Source organism: Stenotrophomonas lacuserhaii, assembly GCF_014836545.1.
GTDB lineage: Bacteria > Pseudomonadota > Gammaproteobacteria > Xanthomonadales > Xanthomonadaceae > Stenotrophomonas > Stenotrophomonas lacuserhaii.
Genome location: NZ_JACSQS010000018.1, coordinates 44,345 through 67,169, shown reverse-complemented (window position 1 = coordinate 67,169; position 22,825 = coordinate 44,345). Strand labels below are relative to the sequence as shown.

The window sequence follows — 22,825 nt, the reverse complement described above, 5'->3', positions numbered from 1 at the left end:
TCAGGCCTTGGCCGTTACATCGATGGACTGGCCATCGGCCAGGCGCACGTACGCCTTGCGCCAATCGCCACGGCGGCCAGCGCGGTTACGGAAGGACTTGTTCTTGCCCTTGACGTTCAGCACGTTGACGGCCTCGACCTTGACGTCGAACAGCTGCTCTACCGCGGCCTTTACATCGGCCTTGGTGGCTTCGTTCGAAATCTCGAAGACATACTGGTTGGAAAGTTCCTGCAGGCGCGCGGTCTTTTCAGAGACTCGCGGAGCGCGCAGCACGCTGAAGATTTTCTCGTTGCTGCTCATGCCAGCCACTCCTCGACCTTCTTGACCGCGTCAGCGGTAATGATGACCGTATCGGCACCGACCAGCGACACCGGGTCCAGGCCCTGCACGTCACGCACTTCCACGTAGGGAATGTTGCGGGCCGACAGGTACAGGTGCTCGGATGCATCTTCAGTGACGATCAGCGGGCGCTTGCCCACTTCCAGGCCGGCCAGCTTGGCGATCAACGACTTGGTGTTGGTCGCTTCGACATCGAAGGCCTCCACGATCGTCAAACGGCCCTGACGGTTCAGCTCGGACAGGATCGCGCACATGGCGGCACGGTACTGCTTACGGTTGACCTTCTGCTCGAAGCTGCGCGGCTTGGCCGCGAAGGTGACGCCACCGCCGACGAAGATCGGAGCCGTCAACGCGCCATGACGCGCACCGCCGCCCTTCTGCTTCTTCGACTTCTTGGTGGTGCCAGCCACTTCAGAACGAGTCTTCTGAGCCTTGGTACCAGCGCGACCGGCGTTGCGATAGGCGACGACGACCTGGTGAACCAGATCTTCGCTGAAATCGCGACCGAACACGGCTTCGGAGACCGAGACCTTGTTGTTGCTACCCGTGATAACGAGTTCCATCGTCATCTCTCCTTATGCCTTGCTCGCCGGACGGACGATCACGTCGCCACCCGCCGCGCCCGGAACGGCGCCGCGAACTGCGATCAGACCGCGCTCGACGTCGACCTTGACAACTTCCAGGTTCTGGGTGCTCTGCTGCACCGAACCCATGTGACCGGACATCTTCTTGCCCGGGAACACGCGGCCGGGCGTCTGGCGCTGACCCAGCGAACCCGGCGCGCGATGCGACAGCGAGTTGCCGTGGGTAGCGTCACCCATGCGGAAGTTGTAGCGCTTGATGGTGCCCTGGAAGCCCTTGCCCTTGGTGACACCCTGGACGTCGACGATCTGGCCGACTTCGAAGATGTCCGCCTTGACTTCGCCGCCAACGGCGAAATCGCCGAGCTGCGCGTCTTCAACGCGGAATTCCCACAGGCCACGACCGGCTTCGACCTTCGCCTTGGCGAAGTGGCCGGCTTCCGGCTTGTTGACCAGGGCAGCACGACGTGCGCCGACGGTCACCTGCACGGCGCTGTAGCCGTCGGTTTCGACGGTCTTGATCTGCGCGATGCGGTTCGGGGAAGCTTCGATCAGGGTCACCGGGATGGACTGGCCATCTTCAGTGAAAACGCGGCTCATGCCAGCCTTGCGGCCCACGAAGCCCAACGAATATTTCTTCGTCATGGTCGTAGTCCTCAGGTCAGCTTGATCTGAACGTCGACGCCGGCAGCCAGTTCGAGCTTCATCAGCGCGTCCACGGTCTTGTCGTTCGGATCAACGATATCGAGCACGCGCTTGTGCGTGCGGGTCTCGTACTGGTCACGCGCGTCTTTGTCGACGTGCGGGGAGACGAGGATGGTGTAGCGTTCGATCTTGGTCGGCAGCGGGATCGGGCCACGCACTTGCGCGCCGGTCCGCTTTGCCGTTTCTACGATCTCGCTGGCCGAACGGTCGATCAAGCGATGATCGAACGCCTTCAGCCGGATACGGATCTTTTGGTCCGCCATGACGGGGGTTCCTTCGTTAAAAGAGCGACGGACAAGGCCTCTGGGTTGCCATGTCCCATGAATATCCTGAATACAGACGGCCCGCACTCCTGCAGGCCGACAAGGTCAATCCCTTAACCTCAAAAACGTAGGCAGGTCGGTTTCCCGGCCTGCCCAGACGTAGAAGCATAGCGCACATACAAAAAGCCTGTCAACACAGTGTGTTGACAAAGCCTGAATGGCGCGACCGATCCTGGTCCGGGGAACACGAAACACATCCTGTGTTTCTTTTCCCTTTTAAAAGCACCCCGATGCCCTACCCAGGCAACATCGGGGTGCAGAGTCTAACAGATTACTTGATGATCTTGGAGACCACGCCGGCGCCGACGGTACGACCGCCTTCGCGGATGGCGAAGCGCAGGCCTTCGTCCATGGCGACCGGGTTGATCAGGGTGACAACCATCTTCACGTTGTCGCCCGGCATCACCATTTCAACACCTTCCGGCAGCTTGGCAGCGCCGGTGATGTCGGTGGTGCGGAAGTAGAACTGCGGACGGTAGCCGTTGAAGAACGGGGTGTGACGGCCGCCCTCATCCTTCGACAGCACGTACACTTCGCCTTCGAACTCGGTGTGCGGCTTGATCGAACCCGGCTTGCACAGGACCTGACCGCGCTGCACGTCGTCACGCTTGGTGCCGCGCAGCAGCAGACCGGCGTTGTCGCCTGCCTGACCCTGGTCGAGCAGCTTGCGGAACATTTCCACGCCGGTGACGGTGGTCTTGACGGTGTCACGGATACCGACGATTTCGATTTCTTCGCCGACCTTGATCACGCCGCGCTCGATACGACCGGTCACCACGGTGCCGCGGCCGGAGATCGAGAACACGTCTTCCACCGGCATCAGGAACGGCTTGTCGACGTCACGCTCCGGCAGCGGAATCCAGCTGTCCAGCGCTTCGACCAGCTTGATGACGGCCGGCACGCCGATGTCGCTCTGGTCGCCTTCCAGCGCCAGACGGGCCGAGCCCGCGATGATCGGGGTGTCGTCGCCCGGGAAGTCGTACTTGCTCAGCAGCTCGCGCACTTCCATTTCGACCAGCTCGAGCAGCTCGGCGTCGTCGACCATGTCGGCCTTGTTCAGGAACACGACGATGTACGGCACGCCGACCTGACGCGACAGCAGGATGTGCTCGCGGGTCTGCGGCATCGGGCCGTCAGCAGCGGAGCAGACCAGGATCGCGCCGTCCATCTGCGCAGCACCGGTGATCATGTTCTTGACGTAGTCGGCATGGCCCGGGCAATCGACGTGGGCGTAATGACGAACGGTGGATTCGTATTCGACGTGTGCGGTCGAGATCGTGATGCCACGTGCCTTTTCTTCCGGCGCGGCGTCGATCGCGGAGTAATCCTTGAACTCGCCACCGAAGCGCTCGGCACCGATCTTGGTCAGTGCGGCGGTCAGCGTGGTCTTGCCGTGATCGACGTGACCGATGGTGCCGACGTTGACGTGCGGCTTGGTGCGCTCGAACTTACCCTTTGCCATTTCTATCTACCTTTTAGTTTCTAAAGTGGTGTGGAGGACCTGAGCTACGCTCAGGCCTTCTTCATGACTTCGTCGGCGATGTTGCTCGGCGCCGGCTCGTAGTGGTCGAATTCCATCGTGAACGTGGCACGGCCCTGGGTCTGCGAACGCAGCGAGGTCGCGTAGCCGAACATTTCACCCAGCGGGATCATCGCGTTGATGATTTCCGCCGAACCGTCACCGGTCACGCTCGAACCCTGCAGCATGCCGCGACGACGGCTGACGTCGCCCATCACGTCACCCTGATAGTCGCTCGGGGTCACGATCTCGACCTTCATGATCGGCTCCAGCAGGACCGGCTTGGCCTTGGAGAAGCCCTGCTTGAAGGCCATCGAAGAGGCCAGCTTGAACGCCATTTCCGAGGAGTCGACGTCGTGGTACGAGCCGAACACCAGCTTGACCTTGACGTCCACGACCGGGAAGCCAGCCAGCGGACCGCTGGTGATGGTTTCGCGCAGGCCCTTTTCGATCGACGGAATGAATTCCTTCGGAATCACGCCACCGGTGATGTCGTTGATGAACAGGAAGTCGTCCTTGATCATCGGACCGATCTTCGGATCGGCACGGTCTTCAGCGGTGATCGGCGACAGCTCGATCACGACGTGACCGTACTGACCCTTACCACCGGACTGCTTGGCGTGCTTGTAGTCCGACTTCACATCCGACATCTGGATGGTTTCGCGGTAAGCCACCTGCGGCTTGCCGACGTTGGCTTCAACGTTGAACTCGCGCTTCATGCGGTCGACGATGATGTCCAGGTGCAGCTCACCCATGCCCGAGATGATCGTCTGGCCGGATTCCTGGTCGGTCTTGACGCGGAACGACGGATCTTCCTGGGCCAGGCGGCCGAGGGCCAGACCCATCTTTTCCTGGTCGGACTTGGTCTTCGGTTCGACGGCCATCGAGATGACCGGCTCCGGGAACACCATGCGCTCCAGGATGATCGGGTGCTCCTGCGAGCACAGCGTGTCACCGGTGGTGGTGTCCTTCAGACCCACGGCCGCGGCGATGTCACCGGCCAGCACTTCCTTGATCTCTTCGCGATCGTTGGAGTGCATCTGCAGGATGCGACCGATGCGCTCCTTCTTGCCCTTGACCGAGTTCAGCAGCTGGTCGCCGGCGTTCAGCGTGCCCGAGTAGACACGGAAGAAGGTCAGCGCGCCGACGAACGGGTCGGTGATGATCTTGAAGGCCAGCGCCGAGAACGGTGCCTTGTCATCGGACTTGCGGCTCAGGGCGACGGTTTCGTCGTCCACGTCGGTACCGGTCACGTCCGGCACGTCGATCGGCGACGGCAGCAGCTGCACCACGCCATCGAGCATGGCCTGCACGCCCTTGTTCTTGAACGCCGAACCGCAGTACATCGGCACGATGTCGGTAGCCAGCGTGCGCACGCGCAGGGCCTCGACGATCTCGGCCTCGGTCAGCTCTTCGCCGCCCAGGTACTTTTCCATCATCTCTTCGCTGGCTTCAGCCGCGGCTTCGATCATGTAGGTGCGGGCCTCTTCGGCCTCCGCCAGCATGTCGGCCGGGATGTCCAGGTAATCGAACTTCATGCCCTGGGAAGCTTCATCCCAATGGATGGCCTTCATCTTGATGAGGTCGACCACGCCCTTGAAGTTTTCTTCAGCGCCGATCGGCAGCTGCATCGGCACGGCGACGGCACCGAGCTTGGCCTTCAGCTGGCCAACGACCTTGGTGAAGTTGGCACCGGTACGGTCCATCTTGTTGACGAAGGCAATGCGCGGCACCTTGTACCGGTTGGCCTGGCGCCACACGGTTTCGGACTGCGGCTGGACGCCACCGACGGCGCACAGCACGAACACCGCACCGTCGAGCACGCGCAGCGAGCGCTCCACTTCGATGGTGAAGTCGACGTGCCCGGGGGTGTCGATGATGTTGAAACGGTGCTCCGGCAGGGACTTGTCCATGCCCTTCCAGAACGCGGTGGTGGCAGCGGACTGGATCGTGATGCCACGCTCCTGCTCCTGCTCCATCCAGTCCATGGTGGCAGCGCCGTCGTGCACTTCACCGATCTTGTGGCTCTTGCCGGTGTAGAACAGGATGCGCTCGGACGTGGTGGTCTTGCCGGCATCGATGTGGGCCATGATGCCGAAATTGCGGTAACGCTCGATGGGAGTGGTGCGGGCCACGGGGAGCCTCTCGATTTCTTGGATTTCGGATGGCCGAACGCCGCCTTTCGGCGGCCTTCGGATTGGCGCGACCCTTCCGGGGTCGCGGGGCAGCACTCAGATGGTGCTGCCCTGCCTGTTTTGCAAGGCCGTCAAACTCACCAGCGGTAGTGGGCGAATGCCTTGTTGGCTTCGGCCATACGGTGGGTTTCTTCGCGCTTCTTGATGGCGCCGCCACGGTTTTCCGAGGCATCGATCAGTTCAGCAGCGAGCTTCTTCGGCATGGTGTTCTCGCCACGCTTGCGCGCGGAGTCGATCAGCCAACGCATGGCCAGGGCCATCTTGCGCGAGGAACGCACTTCGACCGGCACCTGGTAGGTGGCACCACCGACACGGCGGGACTTGACCTCGACCGACGGCGCAACGTTGTCCAGCGCCTTCTGCACCAGCTCGATCGAGTTGGCGTTCTTTTCGCTGATCACGTCCATCGCACCGTAGACGATCTTCTCGGCCACGGACTTCTTGCCGCTCAGCATCACCATGTTGATGAAGCGGGCGATCGTTTCACTTCCGTGCTTCGGATCGGGCAGGACGGAACGCTGGGGAGTATTACCTTTACGCGACATGTGCTCTCTCCTTATGCCTTCGGACGCTTGGCGCCGTACTTCGAACGGGCCTGGCGACGCTTGGCGACACCGGAGGCATCGAGCGAACCGCGAACAGTGTGGTAACGCACACCCGGCAGATCCTTGACGCGACCGCCGCGGATCAGGACCACGGAGTGCTCCTGCAGGTTGTGGCCTTCACCACCGATGTAGCTGATGACCTCTTCCTGGTTGGTCAGGCGGACCTTTGCAACCTTGCGGAGGGCCGAGTTCGGCTTCTTCGGGGTGGTGGTGTAGACGCGCGTGCAGACGCCACGGCGCTGCGGGCACTTCTCGAGCGCCGGCGAGGCACTCTTGTAGGTGGTAGCTTGCCGCGGCTTGCGGACCAGCTGGTTGATCGTCGCCATCAGTAGGTTCTTCTGATTGGGGCCGGCAGATGCCAGCCAGAGATGCGGAAATGTTAAAGCAGACCATTACTGGCCTGCTGAGACAGACGATTGTAGCAACCTGCCAGAAACGCAGTCAAATGCGCTCCTGTCAAGCCCTTCCTTATCCTGGAAGGTTACGGGGGGGCCTCCGTGTACCCCGTTCAGACTGGCGGGAGAGACCGGAGTCTCCCCTGCCCTTTCACTACCACCGGGCCATTGGCCCGGTGCTGCAACCCGGCAGGTCCGGTCTTTCAACCGGACCGCCTTGCTTACTCGTCGCTGCCCGGAGCCTGTTCGGCTTCGGCAGCGGCTTCGATCACCGGCTCGGCGACAACGGCGGCAGCGGCAACCGGGGTACCGGCCAGCGTCTGCATTTCCGAATCGGTCAGCCCGCTCGCGTTGCGGCGGCGGTTGGCGTGATACGACAGGCCGGTACCGGCCGGGATCAGGCGACCGACGATGACGTTTTCCTTCAGGCCGCGCAGGTTGTCCTTGGTGCCGCGGACGGCAGCTTCGGTCAGCACGCGGGTGGTTTCCTGGAAGGACGCCGCCGAGATGAACGACTCGGTGGCCAGCGAGGCCTTGGTGATGCCCAGCAGGACCGGATCGTACTGCGCCGGCAGTTCGCTACGGGCACCGAGGCGTGCATTCTCCTCGATAACGCGCTGACGTTCCACCTGTTCGCCATTCAGGAACTTGCTGTTGCCCTGGTCGGTGATCTCGACCTTGCGCAGCATCTGGCGGGTGATCACCTCGATGTGCTTGTCGTTGATCTTCACGCCCTGCAGGCGGTACACGTCCTGGATTTCCTTGACCAGGTAGGCGGCCAGCGGCTCCACACCCAGCAGGCGCAGGATGTCCTGCGGGCTCGGCTCGCCGTCCACGATGGTCTCGCCCTTGGTCACGTGCTCACCTTCGAACACGATCACCTGGCGGTACTTCGGAATCAGCTCTTCGTGTTCCGAACCATCGGTGTCCTTGATGATCAGGCGCTGCTTGCCCTTGGTGTCCTTGCCGAAGCTGATGATGCCCGAACGCTCGGCCAGCACCGCCGGATCCTTCGGCTTGCGTGCTTCGAACAGATCGGCCACGCGCGGCAGACCACCGGTGATGTCGCGGGTCTTGGACGCTTCCTGCGGGATCTTGGCGACCACGTCACCCACGCCGACGGCGGCGCCGTCCTGCAGGTTGACGATGGAGCGCGGCGGCAGCAGGTACTGGGCCGGCATGTCGGTGCCCGGGATCAGCAGGTCGTTGCCCTTGGCATCGACGATGCGGATCAGCGGACGCAGGTCCTTGCCCATCGAGCCGCGACGCTTCGGATCGGTGATCTCGCGCGAGGCCAGGCCGGTCAGTTCGTCGGTCTTCTCGATGACGGTGATGCCGTCGACGAAGTCGATGAAGCGCAGGAAACCAGCGACTTCCGACACGATCGGGTGGTTATGCGGATCCCAGTTGGCCACGGTCTGGCCAGCCTTCACTGCATCGCCGTCCTTGGAAGCGATCATCGAGCCGTACGGCAGCTTGTAACGCTCGCGCTCGCGGCCATGGGCATCGAGCACCGAGATTTCGCCCGAGCGCGACACCGCCACCAGCGAACCGTTGGCATGTTCGACCGACTTCAGGTTGTTGAACTTCACCGAGCCGGTGGTCTTGACGGTGATGTTGTCCACCGCTGCCGCACGCGATGCCGCACCACCGATGTGGAACGTACGCATGGTCAGCTGGGTACCCGGCTCACCAATCGACTGCGCGGCGATGACGCCGACCGCTTCACCGATGTTGACGATGTGGCCACGGGCCAGGTCGCGGCCGTAGCAGCGACCGCAGACGCCGAACGCGGAGGCGCAGGAGATCGTCGAACGGACCTTGATGGTCTGCACGCCGGCATCTTCCAGCTTGGCCACCCACGCTTCGTCGAGCAGCGTGTTGCGGGTCACGATCGGATCTTCGTCGTTGCCCGGCAGGAACACGTCCTCGGCCACGACACGACCCAGCACGCGGTCCTTCAACGGCTCCACAACGTCGCCGCCTTCCACGATCGGCGTCATGGTCAGGCCTTCGGTGGTACCGCAATCCACTTCGGTGATCACCACGTCCTGCGCCACGTCCACCAGACGACGGGTCAGGTAACCCGAGTTGGCGGTCTTCAGCGCGGTATCGGCCAGACCCTTACGGGCACCGTGGGTGGAGTTGAAGTACTCCTGCACGTTCAGGCCTTCACGGAAGTTCGCCTTGATGGGCGTTTCGATGATGGAGCCATCCGGACGCGCCATCAGGCCACGCATACCGGCCAGCTGGCGGATCTGCGCCTGCGAACCACGCGCACCGGAGTCGGCCATGATGTACAGCGAGTTCATTGACTTCTGGTCGATGATGTCACCCTTGGAATCGGTGACCTTCTCGGTACCGATGGTGTCCATCATCGCCTTGGCGATGCGCTCGTTGGTGCGCGACCAGATGTCGACCACCTTGTTGTAACGCTCGCCGGCGGTGACCAGGCCCGACTGGTACTGCTCCTGGATTTCCAGCACTTCGGCTTCGGCCTCGGTGAGGATGCCGCGCTTCTCGTCCGGGATCAGCATGTCGTCGATGCCGATCGACACGCCGGCGCGGGTTGCGTAGGCGAAGCCGGTGTACATCAGCTTGTCGGCGAACACGACCGTGTCCTTCAAGCCCAGCTGGCGGTAGCTGGAGTTGATCAGGCGGCTGATGTTCTTCTTGGTCAGCTCGGTGTTGGCCAGCGCGAACGGCAGGCCTTCCGGCAGGATTTCGGCCAGCAGCGCACGACCGATCGTGGTTTCCACGATCGAGGTCTTGTCCTGCTTGTTGCCGTCTTCGTCGGTCACCACTTCGGTGATGCGGACCTTGACGCGTGCGTGCAGTTCCACCACGCGGTTGTCATAGGCGCGCTTGACTTCGGCGATGTTGGCGAAGGCCATGCCCTCGCCCTTCTTGTTCACCAGCGAGCGGGTCATGTAGTACAGACCCAGCACGACGTCCTGCGAGGGCACGATGATCGGCTCGCCGTTGGCCGGCGACAGGATGTTGTTGGTGGACATCATCAGCGCACGCGCTTCCAGCTGGGCTTCCAGCGAGAGCGGCACGTGGACGGCCATCTGGTCACCGTCGAAGTCGGCGTTGAACGCGGTGCAGACCAGCGGATGCAGCTGGATGGCCTTGCCTTCGATCAGCACCGGCTCGAACGCCTGGATGCCCAGGCGGTGCAGGGTCGGCGCACGGTTCAGCATCACCGGATGTTCGCGGATGACCTCTTCCAGGATGTCCCAGACTTCGGCTTCTTCGCGCTCGACCAGCTTCTTGGCGGCCTTGATGGTGGTGGCCAGGCCACGACGCTGCAGCTTGGCGAAGACGAACGGCTTGAACAGTTCCAGCGCCATCTTCTTCGGCAGGCCGCACTGGTGCAGGCGCAGGTACGGACCGACCACGATGACCGAACGGCCCGAGTAGTCCACGCGCTTGCCCAGCAGGTTCTGGCGGAAGCGACCCTGCTTGCCCTTGATCATGTCGGCCAGCGACTTCAGCGGGCGCTTGTTGGTGCCGGTGATGGCACGGCCACGACGGCCGTTGTCCAGCAGGGCATCGACCGATTCCTGCAGCATGCGCTTTTCATTGCGCACGATGATGTCCGGCGCGCTCAGTTCCAGCAGGCGACGCAGGCGGTTGTTGCGGTTGATGACGCGGCGGTACAGGTCGTTCAGGTCGGAGGTCGCGAAGCGGCCACCATCCAGCGGAACCAGCGGACGCAGGTCCGGCGGCAGCACCGGCAGCACGGTCATGACCATCCATTCCGGACGGTTGCCCGATTCCAGGAAGGCTTCGATCAGCTTGATGCGCTTGGTGAGGCGCTTGAGCTTGGTCTCCGAACCGGTGCTGGCGATTTCTTCGCGCAGGCGGGTCATTTCCGACTGCAGGTCGATGGTGCGCAGCAGTTCGTACACGGCCTCGGCGCCCATTGCGGCGTCGAAGTCGTCGCCGTGTTCCTGGCGTGCGGTCAGGTACTGCTCTTCGGTCAGCAGCTGGCGGCGCTCCAGGGCGGTCAGGCCCGGCTCGGTCACCACGTAGGCTTCGAAGTACAGCACGCGCTCGATGTCACGCAGGGTCATGTCCAGCATCAGGCCGATGCGCGACGGCAGCGACTTGAGGAACCAGATGTGCGCGACCGGCGAAGCCAGGTCGATGTGGCCCATGCGCTCGCGGCGCACCTTGGCCAGGGTCACTTCGGTGCCGCACTTTTCGCAGACCACGCCGCGGTGCTTCATGCGCTTGTACTTGCCGCACAGGCACTCGTAGTCCTTGACCGGTCCGAAGATCGCGGCGCAGAACAGGCCGTCACGCTCGGGCTTGAACGTACGGTAGTTGATGGTTTCCGGCTTCTTCACTTCGCCGAACGACCACGAACGGATCAGGTCGGGCGACGCCAGCGCGATCTTGATCGCGTCGAAATCCAGCGTCTGTCGCTGCTGGTTGAAGAGGTTGAGCAGGTCTTTCATGGTGTTCTCCAGAAGGAGGAATGCGTTGTCGATGGGCTGTCAGGACTAAGCGGCGGCGCTGCTGCCCGGGAGCAGCAGCGCCTGCGCGATCAGTTGTCTTCCAGTTCCATGTTGATGGCCAGCGAACGGATTTCCTTCACCAGCACGTTGAAGGATTCCGGCATGCCGGCCACCATCTCGTGCTCGCCGTCGACGATGTTCTTGTACATCTGGTTGCGGCCCTGCACGTCATCGGACTTCACCGTCAGCATTTCCTGCAGGGTGTAGGCCGCGCCGTAGGCTTCCAGCGCCCAGACTTCCATCTCACCGAAGCGCTGGCCGCCGAACTGCGCCTTGCCGCCCAGCGGCTGCTGGGTGACGAGCGAGTACGGACCGGTCGAACGGGCGTGCATCTTGTCGTCGACCAGGTGGTTCAGCTTCAGGTAGTGCATGTAGCCGACGGTGGTGTGGCGATCGAATGCCTCACCGGTACGGCCGTCATACAGCTGGGTCTGGCCGCTGGTCGGCAGGTCCGCCAGTTCCAGCATGCGCTTGATCTCCGCTTCGGTGGCACCGTCGAAGACCGGCGTTGCCATCGGCACGCCGTCGGTCAGGTTGCCGGCCAGGCGCAGCAGCTCTTCATCGCTGAACTGGGTCAGGTCGACGTGGGTGGCCACGTTGTCGCTGTCGTGGTTGTACACCTCGTCCAGGAACACGCGCAGCTGCGCCACGGCGGCCTGGGCTTCCAGCATGCCCTGGATCTTGCGACCCAGGCCCTTGGCGGCCCAACCCAGGTGGACTTCAAGGATCTGCCCGATGTTCATGCGCGACGGCACGCCCAGCGGGTTCAGCACAATGTCCACGGTCTCGCCCGAGGCCATGTACGGCATGTCTTCGACCGGCACCACGTTGGAGACCACACCCTTGTTACCGTGGCGGCCTGCCATCTTGTCGCCCGGCTGGATGCGGCGCTTGACGGCCATGAACACCTTGACCATCTTCAGCACGCCCGGGGCGAGGTCGTCGCCGGCGGTGATCTTGCCGCGCTTGTCGGCGAAGCGACGCTCGAATTCCTTCTCGTGCGCCTGGATCTGCTTCTGGGCGCGTTCGATGGCTTCCGAAGCGTCCTCGTCCTTCATGCGCAGCACGAACCAGTCAGCCTTCTTCAGGCCGTCCAGGTAGGCGTCGGTGATCACGTCGCCCTTCTTCAGGTTGGCACCGCCGTTGACCACCTTGCCGACGATCTGCGAACGCAGGCGGGCGTAGATGGCACCTTCCAGGATGCGGTACTGGTCGTCGAAGTCCTTCTTGACGCGCTTGATCTCGGATTCCTCGATCTGGCGCGCACGCTTGTCCTTCTCGATGCCGTCGCGGGTGAAGACCTGCACGTCGATGACGGTGCCGTCCATGCCCGGCGGCACGCGCAGCGAGCTGTCCTTCACGTCCGAAGCCTTCTCGCCGAAGATCGCGCGCAGCAGCTTCTCTTCCGGGGTCAGCTGGCTTTCACCCTTCGGGGTGACCTTGCCGACCAGGATGTCGCCGGCGCGCACTTCGGCACCGATGTACACCACGCCGGATTCGTCCAGGCGGTTCAGCGCCTGCTCGGACACGTTCGGGATGTCGGCGGAGATTTCCTCCGGCCCCAGCTTGGTGTCACGCGCGACGCAGGTCAGCTCTTCGATGTGGATCGTGGTGTAACGATCCTCTTCCACCACGCGCTCGGAGAGCAGGATGGAGTCTTCGAAGTTGTAGCCGTTCCACGGCATGAAGGCGATCAGCATGTTCTGGCCCAGGGCCAGTTCGCCGATGTCGGTGGACGGACCATCGGCCAGCACGTCGCCACGCGCCACCACGTCACCCACGTTCACCAGCGGACGCTGGTTGATGCAGGTGTTCTGGTTGGAACGGGTGTACTTGACCAGGTTGTAGATGTCCACGCCTGCGTCGGTCGCGCCGATGATTTCTTCTTCGACGATCTTGACCACGATGCGTGCGGCATCGACCTGCACCACTTCACCACCACGACGGGCGTTGACGGTGACGCCGGAGTCGCGTGCCACGGCACGTTCGATACCGGTACCCACCAGCGGCTTCTGCGCACGCAGGGTCGGCACGGCCTGGCGCTGCATGTTGGCGCCCATCAGTGCACGGTTGGCGTCATCGTGTTCCAGGAACGGAACCAGCGCCGCGGCGACCGACACGGTCTGCATCGGCGAGACGTCCATGAAGTGCACTTCCGCCGGCGGCTTCAGCAGCGATTCGCCCTGGAAGCGGCACGGCACGAACTGCTCGGTCAGCACGCTGTCGGCATTGGTCAGGGCGTTGGCCTGCGCAATGACGTACTCGTTCTCTTCGATGGCCGACAGGAACTCGACTTCGTCGAACACCTTGCCGTCCACGACCTTGCGGTACGGGGTTTCAAGGAAACCGTACTCATTGGTGCGGGCGTACACGGCCAGCGAGTTGATCAGGCCGATGTTCGGGCCTTCCGGCGTTTCGATGGTGCAGACGCGGCCGTAATGGGTCGGGTGCACGTCGCGCACTTCGAAGCCGGCGCGTTCGCGGGTCAGGCCGCCCGGGCCCAGGGCCGAGACACGACGCTTGTGCGTGACTTCCGACAGCGGGTTGTTCTGATCCATGAACTGCGACAGCTGCGAGGAGCCGAAGAATTCCTTGATCGCCGCAGCCACCGGCTTGGCGTTGATCAGTTCCTGCGGGGTCAGGCCTTCGGATTCGGCCATCGACAGGCGTTCCTTGACCGCGCGCTCGACGCGGACCAGGCCCACGCGGAACACGTTCTCGGCCATTTCACCGACCGAACGCACGCGACGGTTGCCCAGGTGGTCGATGTCATCGACGACGCCACGGCCGTTGCGGATCTCGGTCAGGACCTTGATCACGTCCAGGATGTCGGACGACTCGCCATGCGCGGCGACCAGGCGCTTGGACTCTTCGTCATTGCGCTCGCCGTAGTACTTGCGGTCGTACAGCACGGCTTCGCCGGTGGTTTCCTTGCGGCCCACGCGACGGTTGAACTTCATCCGGCCGACCGTGGACAGGTCGTAACGCTCGAAGGTGAAGAACAGGTTGTGGAACAGATTCTGCGCGGCGTCCTTGGTCGGCGGCTCGCCCGGACGCATCATGCGGTAGATCTCGACCAGCGCTTCCAGCTGGGTCTTGGTCGGATCGATGCGCAGGGTGTTGGACAGGTACGGACCACGATCGAGGTCGTTCACCCACAGGGTACCCACCGCGTCCACGCCGGCCTTGCGGAAGGCCTGCAGCTGGTCGTCGGTGATTTCATCGTTGGCCTGCGCCAGCAGTTCGCCGGTGGCCGAATCGACCACGTCGTGCGACAGGATGCGGCCGACGATGTAATCGTCCGGCACGGCCAGGGCGGCGATGCCCGAGGCTTCCAGCTGCTTGACGTGGCGCGCGGTGATGCGCTTGCCGGCTTCCACGATGACCTTGTCACCGTCGGCCAGGTCGAAGCCCAGGGTTTCACCACGCAGGCGCTCGGCGACCAGCTCCAGCTGCACGCCTTCGTCGGGGTTGATGTGGAACGTGTTGATCTCGAAGAACTCGGCCAGCATCTCTTCGTTGCTGTAGCCAAGCGCGCGCAGCAGGATCGACACCGGCAGCTTGCGACGGCGATCGATACGGGTGAACAGCGCGTCCTTCGGGTCGAACTCGAAGTCCAGCCAGGAACCGCGGTACGGGATGATGCGAGCGCTGTACAGCAGCTTGCCCGAGCTGTGGGTCTTGCCACGGTCGTGGTCGAAGAACACACCCGGCGAGCGGTGCAGCTGGGAGACGATGACGCGCTCGGTGCCGTTGACGATGAAGGTGCCGTTCTCGGTCATCAGCGGGATCTCGCCGAGGTAGACCTCCTGCTCCTTCACGTACTTGATGGCCTTGGTCGACGACTCACGGTCGTAGATCACCAGGCGCACGGTCACGCGCAACGGCGCGCCGTAGCTCATGCCACGCTGGCGGCACTCGCGCTCGTCGAACACCGGTTCGCCCAGCTTGTAGCCGACATATTCCAGCGCGGCGTTGCCGCTGTAGCTGGAGATGGGGAAGACGGACTTCAGTGCGGCGTGCAGGCCGTGGTCCGTGCGCTTGGCCGGATCGACGTTTTCCTGCAGGAACTCGCGGTAGGAATCCACCTGGATGGCGAGCAGGAACGGCACTTCGAGAATCGCGCGCGACTTGGCGAAATCCTTGCGGATGCGCTTCTTCTCGGTGAACGAATAGGACGTCATGAGATCTTCCACCTTGTTGTGCGGGGCGTGCGTCCACGACCCAAAAGGAAACTTGAAATTGTCAGTTGGAAGTCGCTGGTATTGCCGGCACCAGCACGCCTTCTATTGCTACTTCCAACTGCCAACTTGACTGCATCTGCTTGACCGCCGCCGCGCTTGGCGCTGGCCGGACGGGCCTTTTCCTGCAGCCCGTGTTGGGCTTTTTTCAACGATGTTCGGGGTACCGCATGAAACGACCAAAGGCCGGGGGCTTTACGCCCCCAGCCTTGGCTGCATCGCCGGAAATCGATGGCGACGCAAGGGATCTGCTTACTTGACTTCGACAGTCGCGCCAGCAGCTTCCAGGTCCTTCTTGATCTTCTCGGCTTCGTCCTTCGACGCGCCTTCCTTCACGACGCCGCCGGCTTCGGTCAGGTCCTTCGCTTCCTTCAGGCCCAGGCCGGTGATGGCGCGGACGGCCTTGATCACTTCGACCTTCTTGTCGCCCGGCGACTTCAGGGTCACGGTGAATTCGGTCTGCTCTTCAACAGCGGCAGCCGGGCCAGCGGCAGCAGCCACGGCGACCGGAGCAGCGGCGGAAACGCCGAACTTCTCTTCGATGGCCTTGACCAGCTCCATCACTTCCATCAGGGACTTCGAGGCGATGGCTTCGACGATCTGTTCGTTGGAAAGGGACATTTTGATTACCTTTGAATGATTTTCTGGATTGAGGTTCCGTCAGGAACCACGGTAGGTCGAAACTCAGGCGGTCTCGGCGACCGGCTCAGCAGCAGCAGCGGCTTCGCCACCACCCAGCTGATCCGCCAGTGCCTTGTTGGCGCGCGCGAACATCGTGACCGGCTCGGTCAGGACGCGTGCCAGCATTGCCAGGGCCTGGTCGAGGGTCGGCAGCGAGGCCAACACGTCAACGTGGCTTGCCGGGAACACTTCGCCACCAATGGCGACAACCTTGGGCTGCAGCTTATCGTTGCCCTTGGCGAATTCCTTGATCAGGCGACCGGCTGCGCCGGGCTCCTCGAGCGAGAACGCATACAGCAGCGGACCGACCAGCTTGTCCTGTGCACATGCGAATTCGGTGCCTTCAACGGCACGCGACGCCAGGGTGTTCTTGACAACTTTCAAGAAAACGCCGGTTTCACGAGCCTGCTTGCGCATCGCGGTCATCTGGGAGACCGTGGTGCCAGCGTATTCGGCTGCGATCAAGGAGTGGGCCTTGGCGGCGATGTCTGCCAGCTCCGCGACTACTTCTTGCTTCTGGGACAGATTGAGAGCCATTGCACTCCTCCGATTGAACTCCGCTTACGGCTCCTGCCGTTTGCGGTCCTGGGCGGCGTCCTTCCTGGACACCGGGAACATCGGGCTGATGTTCCGGGGGGTGGGCCGTTCCAGACCTGGACTCAACCTGGGGCTACCCAGGATTGCGTGAACCAGAAAAACTCCAGAAGGGCACCATCTACGCAGGGTGATCCGGATGGATCGATTAAGCGTTCGTGACTGCTCCGGCGGCGACTCCCTGCCAAATCGAGCTTCCGTGCCCGTCGCCGGCATGCCACGACCGCACCTGCGGTCTTTGACGGCTGCCACCGGCGATGCGCCGCCGGCGGTTGCCTTCAAATGGGACGGATGCGGGACCCGGGGGCCCCACATCCGCTTCAAACGATTACTTCAGGGTCAGGGTCGACTGGTCGACAGTGACGCCCGGGCCCATCGTCGAGCTGACCGACACCTTCTGCAGGTACAGGCCCTTCGAGGTGGCCGGCTTGGCCTTGATCAGGTCCAGCAGCAGCGCCTGCAGGTTCGACTTCAGCGCTTCGTCTTCGAAGCTGGCCTTGCCGATGGTGCAGTGGATGATGCCGGCCTTGTCGGTGCGGTAACGCACCTGGCCCGACTTGGCGTTCTTGACGGCTTCACCCGGGTTGGCCGAAACGGTGCCGACCTTCGGGTTCGGCATCAGGCCGCGCGGGCCGAGCACGGTGCCCAGCTTACCCACGACGCGCATCGCGTCCGGGGTCGCGATCACGACGTCATAGTTCAGATCACCGGCCTGCATCTTTTCAGCCAGGTCGTCCATGCCGACGGCTTCGGCGCCAGCGGCCAGGGCTTCGTCAGCCTTGGCACCGGCCGGTGCGAACACCGCAACGCGGACCGACTTGCCGGTACCGGCCGGCAGCACGGTGGAACCGCGCACCTGCTGGTCGGACTTCTTGGCGTCCACGCCCAGGCGCACAGCCACGTCGATCGACTCGACGAACTTGGCGCTGGCGGTGGTCTTCAGGATCTTGATCGCGTCTTCGAAGCCATACGACTTGCCCGGGACGACGGCGGCCTTCAGGGCCTTTTCACGCTTGTTCAGTGCCATGTTATTAGCCCTCCACCACGATGCCGATAGAACGGGCCGAGCCGGCGATGGTACGCACGGCGGCGTCCAGGTCAGCGGCGGTCAGGTCGGGTTCCTTCGCCTTGGCGATCTCTTCCAGCTGCTTGCGGGTGACCTTGCCGACCTTCTCGGTGTTCGGGCGCTTGGAGCCCGACGAGATGCCAGCAGCCTTCTTCAGCAGGGTGGTCGCCGGGGTGCTCTTGGTGATGAAGGTGAACGTACGGTCCGAATAGGCCGTGATGATCACCGGAACCGGCAGACCCGGCTCGAGCTTCTGCGTGGCGGCATTGAAGGCCTTGCAGAATTCCATGATGTTCAGGCCGCGCTGACCCAGCGCAGGACCGACCGGCGGCGAGGGATTGGCCTGACCGGCCTTCACCTGCAGCTTGATGTAACCGACAACTTTCTTTGCCATGAGTATGCTCTCCGGGTGCTAGCGCCTTACGACAACAGGCTCCCCATCGGACCGGGAATCACGCGTCCCGGCATCGCGTTTTTGAGTACACGCCGAAGGCCACCTTTCGGCGGCCTTCACTTTTGCCAGTTGCCTGGCAGGAAGCCGGGCACTATACCAGCCCTGCCCGGCAGTGTCGAGCGCACTCGACACAACGGGATATCAGCCGGTGGCCTTCTCGACCTGGCCGAACTCGAGCTCGACCGGGGTGGCGCGACCGAAGATCAGCACCGAGACGCGCAGGCGGCTCTTCTCGTAATTGACTTCTTCCACGACGCCATTGAAGTCGTTGAACGGGCCGTCGGTGACGCGGACCATCTGGCCCGGCTCGAACAGCACCTTCGGACGCGGCTTCTCGATGCCGTCCTGGACCCGGTTCAGGATGGCCTCGGCTTCCGAATCGGCGATCGGCAGCGGACGATCGGCGGTACCGCCGATGAAGCCCAGCACGCGGGAGGTATCCTTCACCAGATGCCAGCTTTCGCTGTCGATGCGCGGAATGCCACCTTCTTCGTGGGTCTCGATCTGGACCAGCACGTAGCCGGGGAAGAACTTGCGTTCGGAGCGGCGCTTCTGGCCAGCGCGCATCTCGACCACTTCTTCGGTCGGGACCAGCACATCACCAAACAGCTCCTGCTTCTCTTCACGAACGATGCGATCGCGCAGCGCCTGCGCAACCGACTTCTCGAAGCCTGAATAGGCGTGAACAACGTACCAGCGCTTCATGGGTATCTCCTTACCGGCTCAGGAACAGCTGAGTCAGTTTCTGAATGACGAAGTCGAACCCACCCAGCAGCAGGCTGAGGATGATCACAACGACGATGACGACCCAGGTCATCCGGATGGCTTCCTGGCGCGTCGGCCAGACCACTTTGCGCAGCTCGAAGCGCGACTCGGACAGGAATTCGCGGGTATCGCGGCCTTTCCCGGTCAGCATGAAAACGGCAATACCGCCCGCCAGACCGACAATGACGGCCAGCGCACGGATCTGACCGGCCCATGCACCCAGCTGGGCGGCACGACCGGAGTCTGCAGAGAACCAGAACCACACGAACAGTCCGGCCAGCACCAGCAGGGCTGCGGCGACGTACTTGACGAGGTCTCCACCAGAAGTGGACGTATCCTTGGAGTGTTCGATCTTGCTGTTCATCCGGCTCGGGCTGCTTTAGCGGCGGACCGCTGGTTAGGAAGGCAGATGGCACGCCAGGAGGGACTCGAACCCCCAACCTGCGGTTTTGGAGACCGCTGCTCTGCCAATTGAGCTACTGGCGTACGTTATAAACTTTGCCTTGCCTTAGACGGCGAAGGCGGACCGAGGTTCCCGGCCCGCCACTCGCGCGACCGGCAGCTTTACAAAAACCGCCGGTAGTGCAGATTACTTGATGATCTTGGAGACCACGCCGGCGCCGACAGTACGACCGCCTTCGCGGATGGCGAAGCGCAGGCCTTCGTCCATGGCGACCGGGTTGATCAGGGTAACAACCATCTTCACGTTGTCGCCCGGCATCACCATTTCAACACCTTCCGGCAGCTTGGCAGCGCCGGTGATGTCGGTGGTGCGGAAGTAGAACTGCGGACGGTAGCCGTTGAAGAACGGGGTGTGACGGCCGCCCTCATCCTTCGACAGCACGTACACTTCGCCTTCGAACTCGGTGTGCGGCTTGATCGAACCCGGCTTGCACAGGACCTGACCGCGCTGCACGTCGTCACGCTTGGTGCCGCGCAGCAGCAGACCGGCGTTGTCGCCTGCCTGACCCTGGTCGAGCAGCTTGCGGAACATTTCCACGCCGGTGACGGTGGTCTTGACGGTGTCACGGATACCGACGATTTCGATTTCTTCGCCGACCTTGATCACGCCGCGCTCGATACGACCGGTCACCACGGTGCCGCGGCCGGAGATCGAGAACACGTCTTCCACCGGCATCAGGAACGGCTTGTCGACGTCACGCTCCGGCAGCGGAATCCAGCTGTCCAGCGCTTCGACCAGCTTGATGACGGCCGGCACGCCGATGTCGCTCTGGTCGCCTTCCAGCGCCAGACGGGCCGAGCCCGCGATGATCGGGGTGTCGTCGCCCGGGAAGTCGTACTTGCTCAGCAGCTCGCGCACTTCCATTTCGACCAGCTCGAGCAGCTCGGCGTCGTCGACCATGTCGGCCTTGTTCAGGAACACGACGATGTACGGCACGCCGACCTGACGCGACAGCAGGATGTGCTCGCGGGTCTGCGGCATCGGGCCGTCAGCAGCGGAGCAGACCAGGATCGCGCCGTCCATCTGCGCAGCACCGGTGATCATGTTCTTGACGTAGTCGGCATGGCCCGGGCAATCGACGTGGGCGTAATGACGAACGGTGGATTCGTATTCGACGTGTGCGGTCGAGATCGTGATGCCACGTGCCTTTTCTTCCGGCGCGGCGTCGATCGCGGAGTAATCCTTGAACTCGCCACCGAAGCGCTCGGCACCGATCTTGGTCAGTGCGGCGGTCAGCGTGGTCTTGCCGTGGTCGACGTGACCGATGGTGCCGACGTTGACGTGCGGCTTGGTGCGCTCGAACTTACCCTTGGCCATGGCTGCTTATCTCGAATTCGTCTTGGGGCGGTGCTGAAGATGGTGCTCACGAAAGGAATCGAACCTTCGACCTCTTCCTTACCAAGGAAGTGCTCTACCGACTGAGCTACGTGAGCGAGTTTTGCATTATGGCACGAACTGAAATATCTTCAAAGTTCTAAACATTCAATGGAGCGGGAGACGGGAATCGAACCCGCACAATCAGCTTGGAAGGCTGAAGTTCTACCATTGAACTACTCCCGCACCGGGAATTGCCACAACGTGAAACTACGTGAAACTGGTGGAGGGAGGTGGATTCGAACCACCGAAGGCGTAAGCCAGCAGATTTACAGTCTGCCCCCGTTGGCCGCTTGGGTATCCCTCCTTACCACCCCATGCCGTGGCGCCGAAGCGTTGCGGTGTGTGGTGGTGAGCCCGCAATTCTGCTGATCCGGCGGGGGTCTGTCAACACGTTTTTTCTTTTTTTTCACACGCTGTCGCAAACCCGTTGATACGCAAGGTTATTGACCGGGCAGCTGCAGCGCTTCGTCGTCGAAGATCGCAACATGCGGCACACCGTCCGCGCCGATCCAGCCGCGATACATGCCTTCGGTGTTGAACGGCAGCCCGACTTCACCCTTCGCGGTGAGCACGATCGCCCCGCCGTCGCCGCCCAGCGCAGGGATCATCCCATTGATCACCTCGCGCCCTGCCTGCGCAGCGGACGCGCCCGCCAGCCGCACGCGTGCGCAGATCTCGTGCGCGGCCGCGGTGCGCAGGTAGTATTCGCCCCAGCCGGTGCCGGAGACGGCACAGCCCTCGTCGGCCCAGGTCCCCGCGCCGATGACCGGCGAGTCGCCTACCCGTCCGTAGCGCTTGTTGGTCATGCCGCCGGTCGACGTGCCCGCGGCGAGCTTTCCTTCGGCATCCAGCGCGAGCGCGCCGACGGTACCGAAGTGCCTGGCGGTTTCCAGCTCGGCATGCGCCTGACCCGCCTTCTCCTCCTGCAGGGCGCGCTGCAGCTGCTGCCAGCGTTTTTCAGTGCGGAAGTAGGACGGATCGACCAGGGTGATGCCCTGTTCGGCAGCGAACGTTTCAGCCCCCTGCCCCACCATCATCACGTGCGCGGAGCGCTCCATCACCGCCTGCGCCAGCAGGATCGGGTTGCGCACGCGCTGTACGCCGGCCACCGCGCCCGCGCGGCGCGTCGCGCCGTCCATCAGCGCAGCGTCCAGCTCGTTGCGGCCGTCGTGGGTGAACACCGCACCGCGCCCCGCATTGAAGGTCGGATCATCCTCCAGCACGGTGATCGCCCGGGTCACCGCGGCCAATGCCGGGCGGCCCGCCTGCAGCTCGGCATGCCCCTGCAGCAACGCACTGCGCAGCGCCGTACGCGCGGCGCGCTCTTCTTCGGCGGACAACCCGGCGCGCTGCACCCCGGCACCGCCATGGATGACCAGCAGCGGCGCCGTTCCAGGTGCAGGTGCAGGTGCGGCCGCGGCGGCAACGGAGATCGACAACAGGGCGCACAGCATTCCCAGGCGCAGGCTCATTCGGCAACTCCCATCACACAGTTGCCGACACGCTGCGCGGCGCCGCGGACATTCGCAAGTGCCGTTCGATGCCGGCGCCGGGTTCTCCACACCCGGCGTGGAGAGCGATGGGGGTTTGGTGTGGACAAGTACCGCTGAGCACCATGCCGCAGGCGTTTCGAAAGGTGGCGATTATTTGTCCAGCGTGCGATGCGGTTCTCCACACTCCAGGTGGAGAGCCGTGGGGGTTTGATGTGGACAAGTGACGCTGAGCCACGCACCGCAGGCGTTTTGAACGCTGGTCATTATTTGTCCAGGCAGAACGAACGATGTATCGCAGCGGCGAACGGCAGAGCCGCTCCTGGCGGCCCCTGACTCAGGGGCTCCCTCTACCCCACGCGCCACGGGGACCTTCGGTAGCGCCGACCCATGGTCGGCGGCTCTTCAACGCGGCGTCTGACGGATTCCGCCGACCATGGATCGGCGCTGCCAGAGGACCGGGGGACGGGGTCAGAGTCCTTTCGCGCAGCGAAAGGACTCTGACC

The 22,825-nt window shown here is 63.0% G+C and carries 18 protein-coding genes and 4 tRNA genes; all 22 read right to left on the bottom strand.

All coding sequences use genetic code 11. From position 1 onward, the window contains the following. The 22 genes from rplW to H9654_RS14865 all read right to left on the bottom strand — a co-directional run bounded on the left by rplW (position 1) and on the right by H9654_RS14865 (position 22,301). Positions 1-300, bottom strand: a complete 300-nt coding sequence (rplW, locus tag H9654_RS14970) for a 50S ribosomal protein L23 (RefSeq protein ID WP_042614228.1) — start codon at positions 298-300, stop codon at positions 1-3. Then, complete coding sequence (gene rplD / locus H9654_RS14965; RefSeq protein WP_042614229.1) at positions 297-902, bottom strand: 50S ribosomal protein L4; 606 nt, start codon at positions 900-902, stop codon at positions 297-299. Before rplD ends, rplW begins: the two co-directional genes overlap by 4 nt. A gap of 12 nt (positions 903-914) precedes the next feature. Further along, entirely contained in the window at positions 915-1,565 is a 651-nt protein-coding gene (gene rplC / locus H9654_RS14960; protein WP_042614230.1) for a 50S ribosomal protein L3, read from the bottom strand. A gap of 11 nt (positions 1,566-1,576) precedes the next feature. Beyond that, complete coding sequence (gene rpsJ / locus H9654_RS14955) at positions 1,577-1,888, bottom strand: 30S ribosomal protein S10 (RefSeq protein ID WP_010341589.1); 312 nt, start codon at positions 1,886-1,888, stop codon at positions 1,577-1,579. 331 nt (positions 1,889-2,219) lie between these two features. Then, a complete protein-coding gene (gene tuf, locus H9654_RS14950; RefSeq protein ID WP_101098575.1) occupies positions 2,220-3,410 on the bottom strand; it encodes an elongation factor Tu in 1,191 nt (396 codons plus the stop codon). A gap of 50 nt (positions 3,411-3,460) precedes the next feature. Next, complete coding sequence (gene fusA, locus H9654_RS14945; protein ID WP_191771603.1) at positions 3,461-5,602, bottom strand: elongation factor G; 2,142 nt, start codon at positions 5,600-5,602, stop codon at positions 3,461-3,463. A 137-nt stretch (positions 5,603-5,739) separates the two neighbouring features. Continuing rightward, positions 5,740-6,207 carry a 30S ribosomal protein S7 gene (rpsG, locus tag H9654_RS14940; RefSeq protein ID WP_042615315.1) on the bottom strand — a complete coding sequence of 156 codons (468 nt, stop codon included), beginning with the start codon at positions 6,205-6,207 and terminating at the stop codon, positions 5,740-5,742. A gap of 11 nt (positions 6,208-6,218) precedes the next feature. Continuing rightward, positions 6,219-6,593 (bottom strand): 30S ribosomal protein S12, encoded by a 375-nt coding sequence (gene rpsL, locus H9654_RS14935; RefSeq protein WP_042615316.1) that lies wholly within the window; start codon positions 6,591-6,593, stop codon positions 6,219-6,221. A gap of 290 nt (positions 6,594-6,883) precedes the next feature. Continuing rightward, complete coding sequence (gene rpoC, locus H9654_RS14930; protein ID WP_042615317.1) at positions 6,884-11,128, bottom strand: DNA-directed RNA polymerase subunit beta'; 4,245 nt, start codon at positions 11,126-11,128, stop codon at positions 6,884-6,886. Positions 11,129-11,217: 89 nt separating this feature from the next. Further along, on the bottom strand, positions 11,218-15,372 hold the full coding sequence (gene rpoB / locus H9654_RS14925; RefSeq protein WP_042615318.1) for a DNA-directed RNA polymerase subunit beta: 4,155 nt from the start codon (positions 15,370-15,372) through the stop codon (positions 11,218-11,220). Positions 15,373-15,681: 309 nt separating this feature from the next. Then, a complete protein-coding gene (gene rplL, locus H9654_RS14920; protein WP_042615319.1) occupies positions 15,682-16,050 on the bottom strand; it encodes a 50S ribosomal protein L7/L12 in 369 nt (122 codons plus the stop codon). Between the two features lie 63 nt (positions 16,051-16,113). Next, positions 16,114-16,647, bottom strand: a complete 534-nt coding sequence (rplJ, locus tag H9654_RS14915) for a 50S ribosomal protein L10 (protein ID WP_042615320.1) — start codon at positions 16,645-16,647, stop codon at positions 16,114-16,116. Positions 16,648-17,032: 385 nt separating this feature from the next. Further along, on the bottom strand, positions 17,033-17,731 hold the full coding sequence (gene rplA / locus H9654_RS14910) for a 50S ribosomal protein L1 (protein ID WP_042615321.1): 699 nt from the start codon (positions 17,729-17,731) through the stop codon (positions 17,033-17,035). Positions 17,732-17,735: 4 nt separating this feature from the next. Next, positions 17,736-18,164, bottom strand: coding sequence for a 50S ribosomal protein L11 (gene rplK, locus H9654_RS14905; protein ID WP_042615322.1), 429 nt, complete (start codon positions 18,162-18,164; stop codon positions 17,736-17,738). A 201-nt stretch (positions 18,165-18,365) separates the two neighbouring features. After that, a complete protein-coding gene (gene nusG, locus H9654_RS14900) occupies positions 18,366-18,929 on the bottom strand; it encodes a transcription termination/antitermination protein NusG (protein WP_042615323.1) in 564 nt (187 codons plus the stop codon). Between the two features lie 10 nt (positions 18,930-18,939). Next, complete coding sequence (secE, locus tag H9654_RS14895; protein WP_101098572.1) at positions 18,940-19,353, bottom strand: preprotein translocase subunit SecE; 414 nt, start codon at positions 19,351-19,353, stop codon at positions 18,940-18,942. Positions 19,354-19,399: 46 nt separating this feature from the next. Further along, positions 19,400-19,475 (bottom strand) — tRNA-Trp (locus H9654_RS14890). 103 nt (positions 19,476-19,578) lie between these two features. Continuing rightward, complete coding sequence (tuf, locus tag H9654_RS14885; protein ID WP_101098575.1) at positions 19,579-20,769, bottom strand: elongation factor Tu; 1,191 nt, start codon at positions 20,767-20,769, stop codon at positions 19,579-19,581. A 40-nt stretch (positions 20,770-20,809) separates the two neighbouring features. Next, positions 20,810-20,885, bottom strand: a tRNA-Thr gene (locus H9654_RS14880). Positions 20,886-20,938: 53 nt separating this feature from the next. Next, positions 20,939-21,012 (bottom strand) — tRNA-Gly (locus tag H9654_RS14875). A gap of 35 nt (positions 21,013-21,047) precedes the next feature. Continuing rightward, positions 21,048-21,133, bottom strand: a tRNA-Tyr gene (locus H9654_RS14870). A gap of 136 nt (positions 21,134-21,269) precedes the next feature. Further along, the gene (locus tag H9654_RS14865; RefSeq protein ID WP_191771602.1) at positions 21,270-22,301 is read right to left on the bottom strand and encodes an isoaspartyl peptidase/L-asparaginase family protein; all 1,032 of its coding nucleotides are present in this window, start codon (positions 22,299-22,301) and stop codon (positions 21,270-21,272) included. Between the last annotated feature and the right edge of the window lie 524 nt (positions 22,302-22,825).

Bases quoted from the DNA above. Each gene is read 5' to 3' on its own strand.
- rpsJ (WP_010341589.1), bottom strand. From the start codon at position 1,888: ATGGCGGACCAAAAGATCCGTATCCGGCTGAAGGCGTTCGATCATCGC.
- rplW (WP_042614228.1), bottom strand. From the start codon at position 300: ATGAGCAGCAACGAGAAAATCTTCAGCGTGCTGCGCGCTCCGCGAGTC.
- rplA (WP_042615321.1), bottom strand. From the start codon at position 17,731: ATGGCACTGAACAAGCGTGAAAAGGCCCTGAAGGCCGCCGTCGTCCCG.
- rpsL (WP_042615316.1), bottom strand. From the start codon at position 6,593: ATGGCGACGATCAACCAGCTGGTCCGCAAGCCGCGGCAAGCTACCACC.
- tuf (WP_101098575.1), bottom strand. From the start codon at position 3,410: ATGGCAAAGGGTAAGTTCGAGCGCACCAAGCCGCACGTCAACGTCGGC.
- H9654_RS14865 (WP_191771602.1), bottom strand. From the start codon at position 22,301: ATGAGCCTGCGCCTGGGAATGCTGTGCGCCCTGTTGTCGATCTCCGTT.
- rplD (WP_042614229.1), bottom strand. From the start codon at position 902: ATGGAACTCGTTATCACGGGTAGCAACAACAAGGTCTCGGTCTCCGAA.
- rplJ (WP_042615320.1), bottom strand. From the start codon at position 16,647: ATGGCTCTCAATCTGTCCCAGAAGCAAGAAGTAGTCGCGGAGCTGGCA.
- rpsG (WP_042615315.1), bottom strand. From the start codon at position 6,207: ATGTCGCGTAAAGGTAATACTCCCCAGCGTTCCGTCCTGCCCGATCCG.
- nusG (WP_042615323.1), bottom strand. From the start codon at position 18,929: ATGAAGCGCTGGTACGTTGTTCACGCCTATTCAGGCTTCGAGAAGTCG.
- tuf (WP_101098575.1), bottom strand. From the start codon at position 20,769: ATGGCCAAGGGTAAGTTCGAGCGCACCAAGCCGCACGTCAACGTCGGC.
- rplL (WP_042615319.1), bottom strand. From the start codon at position 16,050: ATGTCCCTTTCCAACGAACAGATCGTCGAAGCCATCGCCTCGAAGTCC.
- rpoB (WP_042615318.1), bottom strand. From the start codon at position 15,372: ATGACGTCCTATTCGTTCACCGAGAAGAAGCGCATCCGCAAGGATTTC.
- rpoC (WP_042615317.1), bottom strand. From the start codon at position 11,128: ATGAAAGACCTGCTCAACCTCTTCAACCAGCAGCGACAGACGCTGGAT.
- secE (WP_101098572.1), bottom strand. From the start codon at position 19,353: ATGAACAGCAAGATCGAACACTCCAAGGATACGTCCACTTCTGGTGGA.
- rplC (WP_042614230.1), bottom strand. From the start codon at position 1,565: ATGACGAAGAAATATTCGTTGGGCTTCGTGGGCCGCAAGGCTGGCATG.
- rplK (WP_042615322.1), bottom strand. From the start codon at position 18,164: ATGGCAAAGAAAGTTGTCGGTTACATCAAGCTGCAGGTGAAGGCCGGT.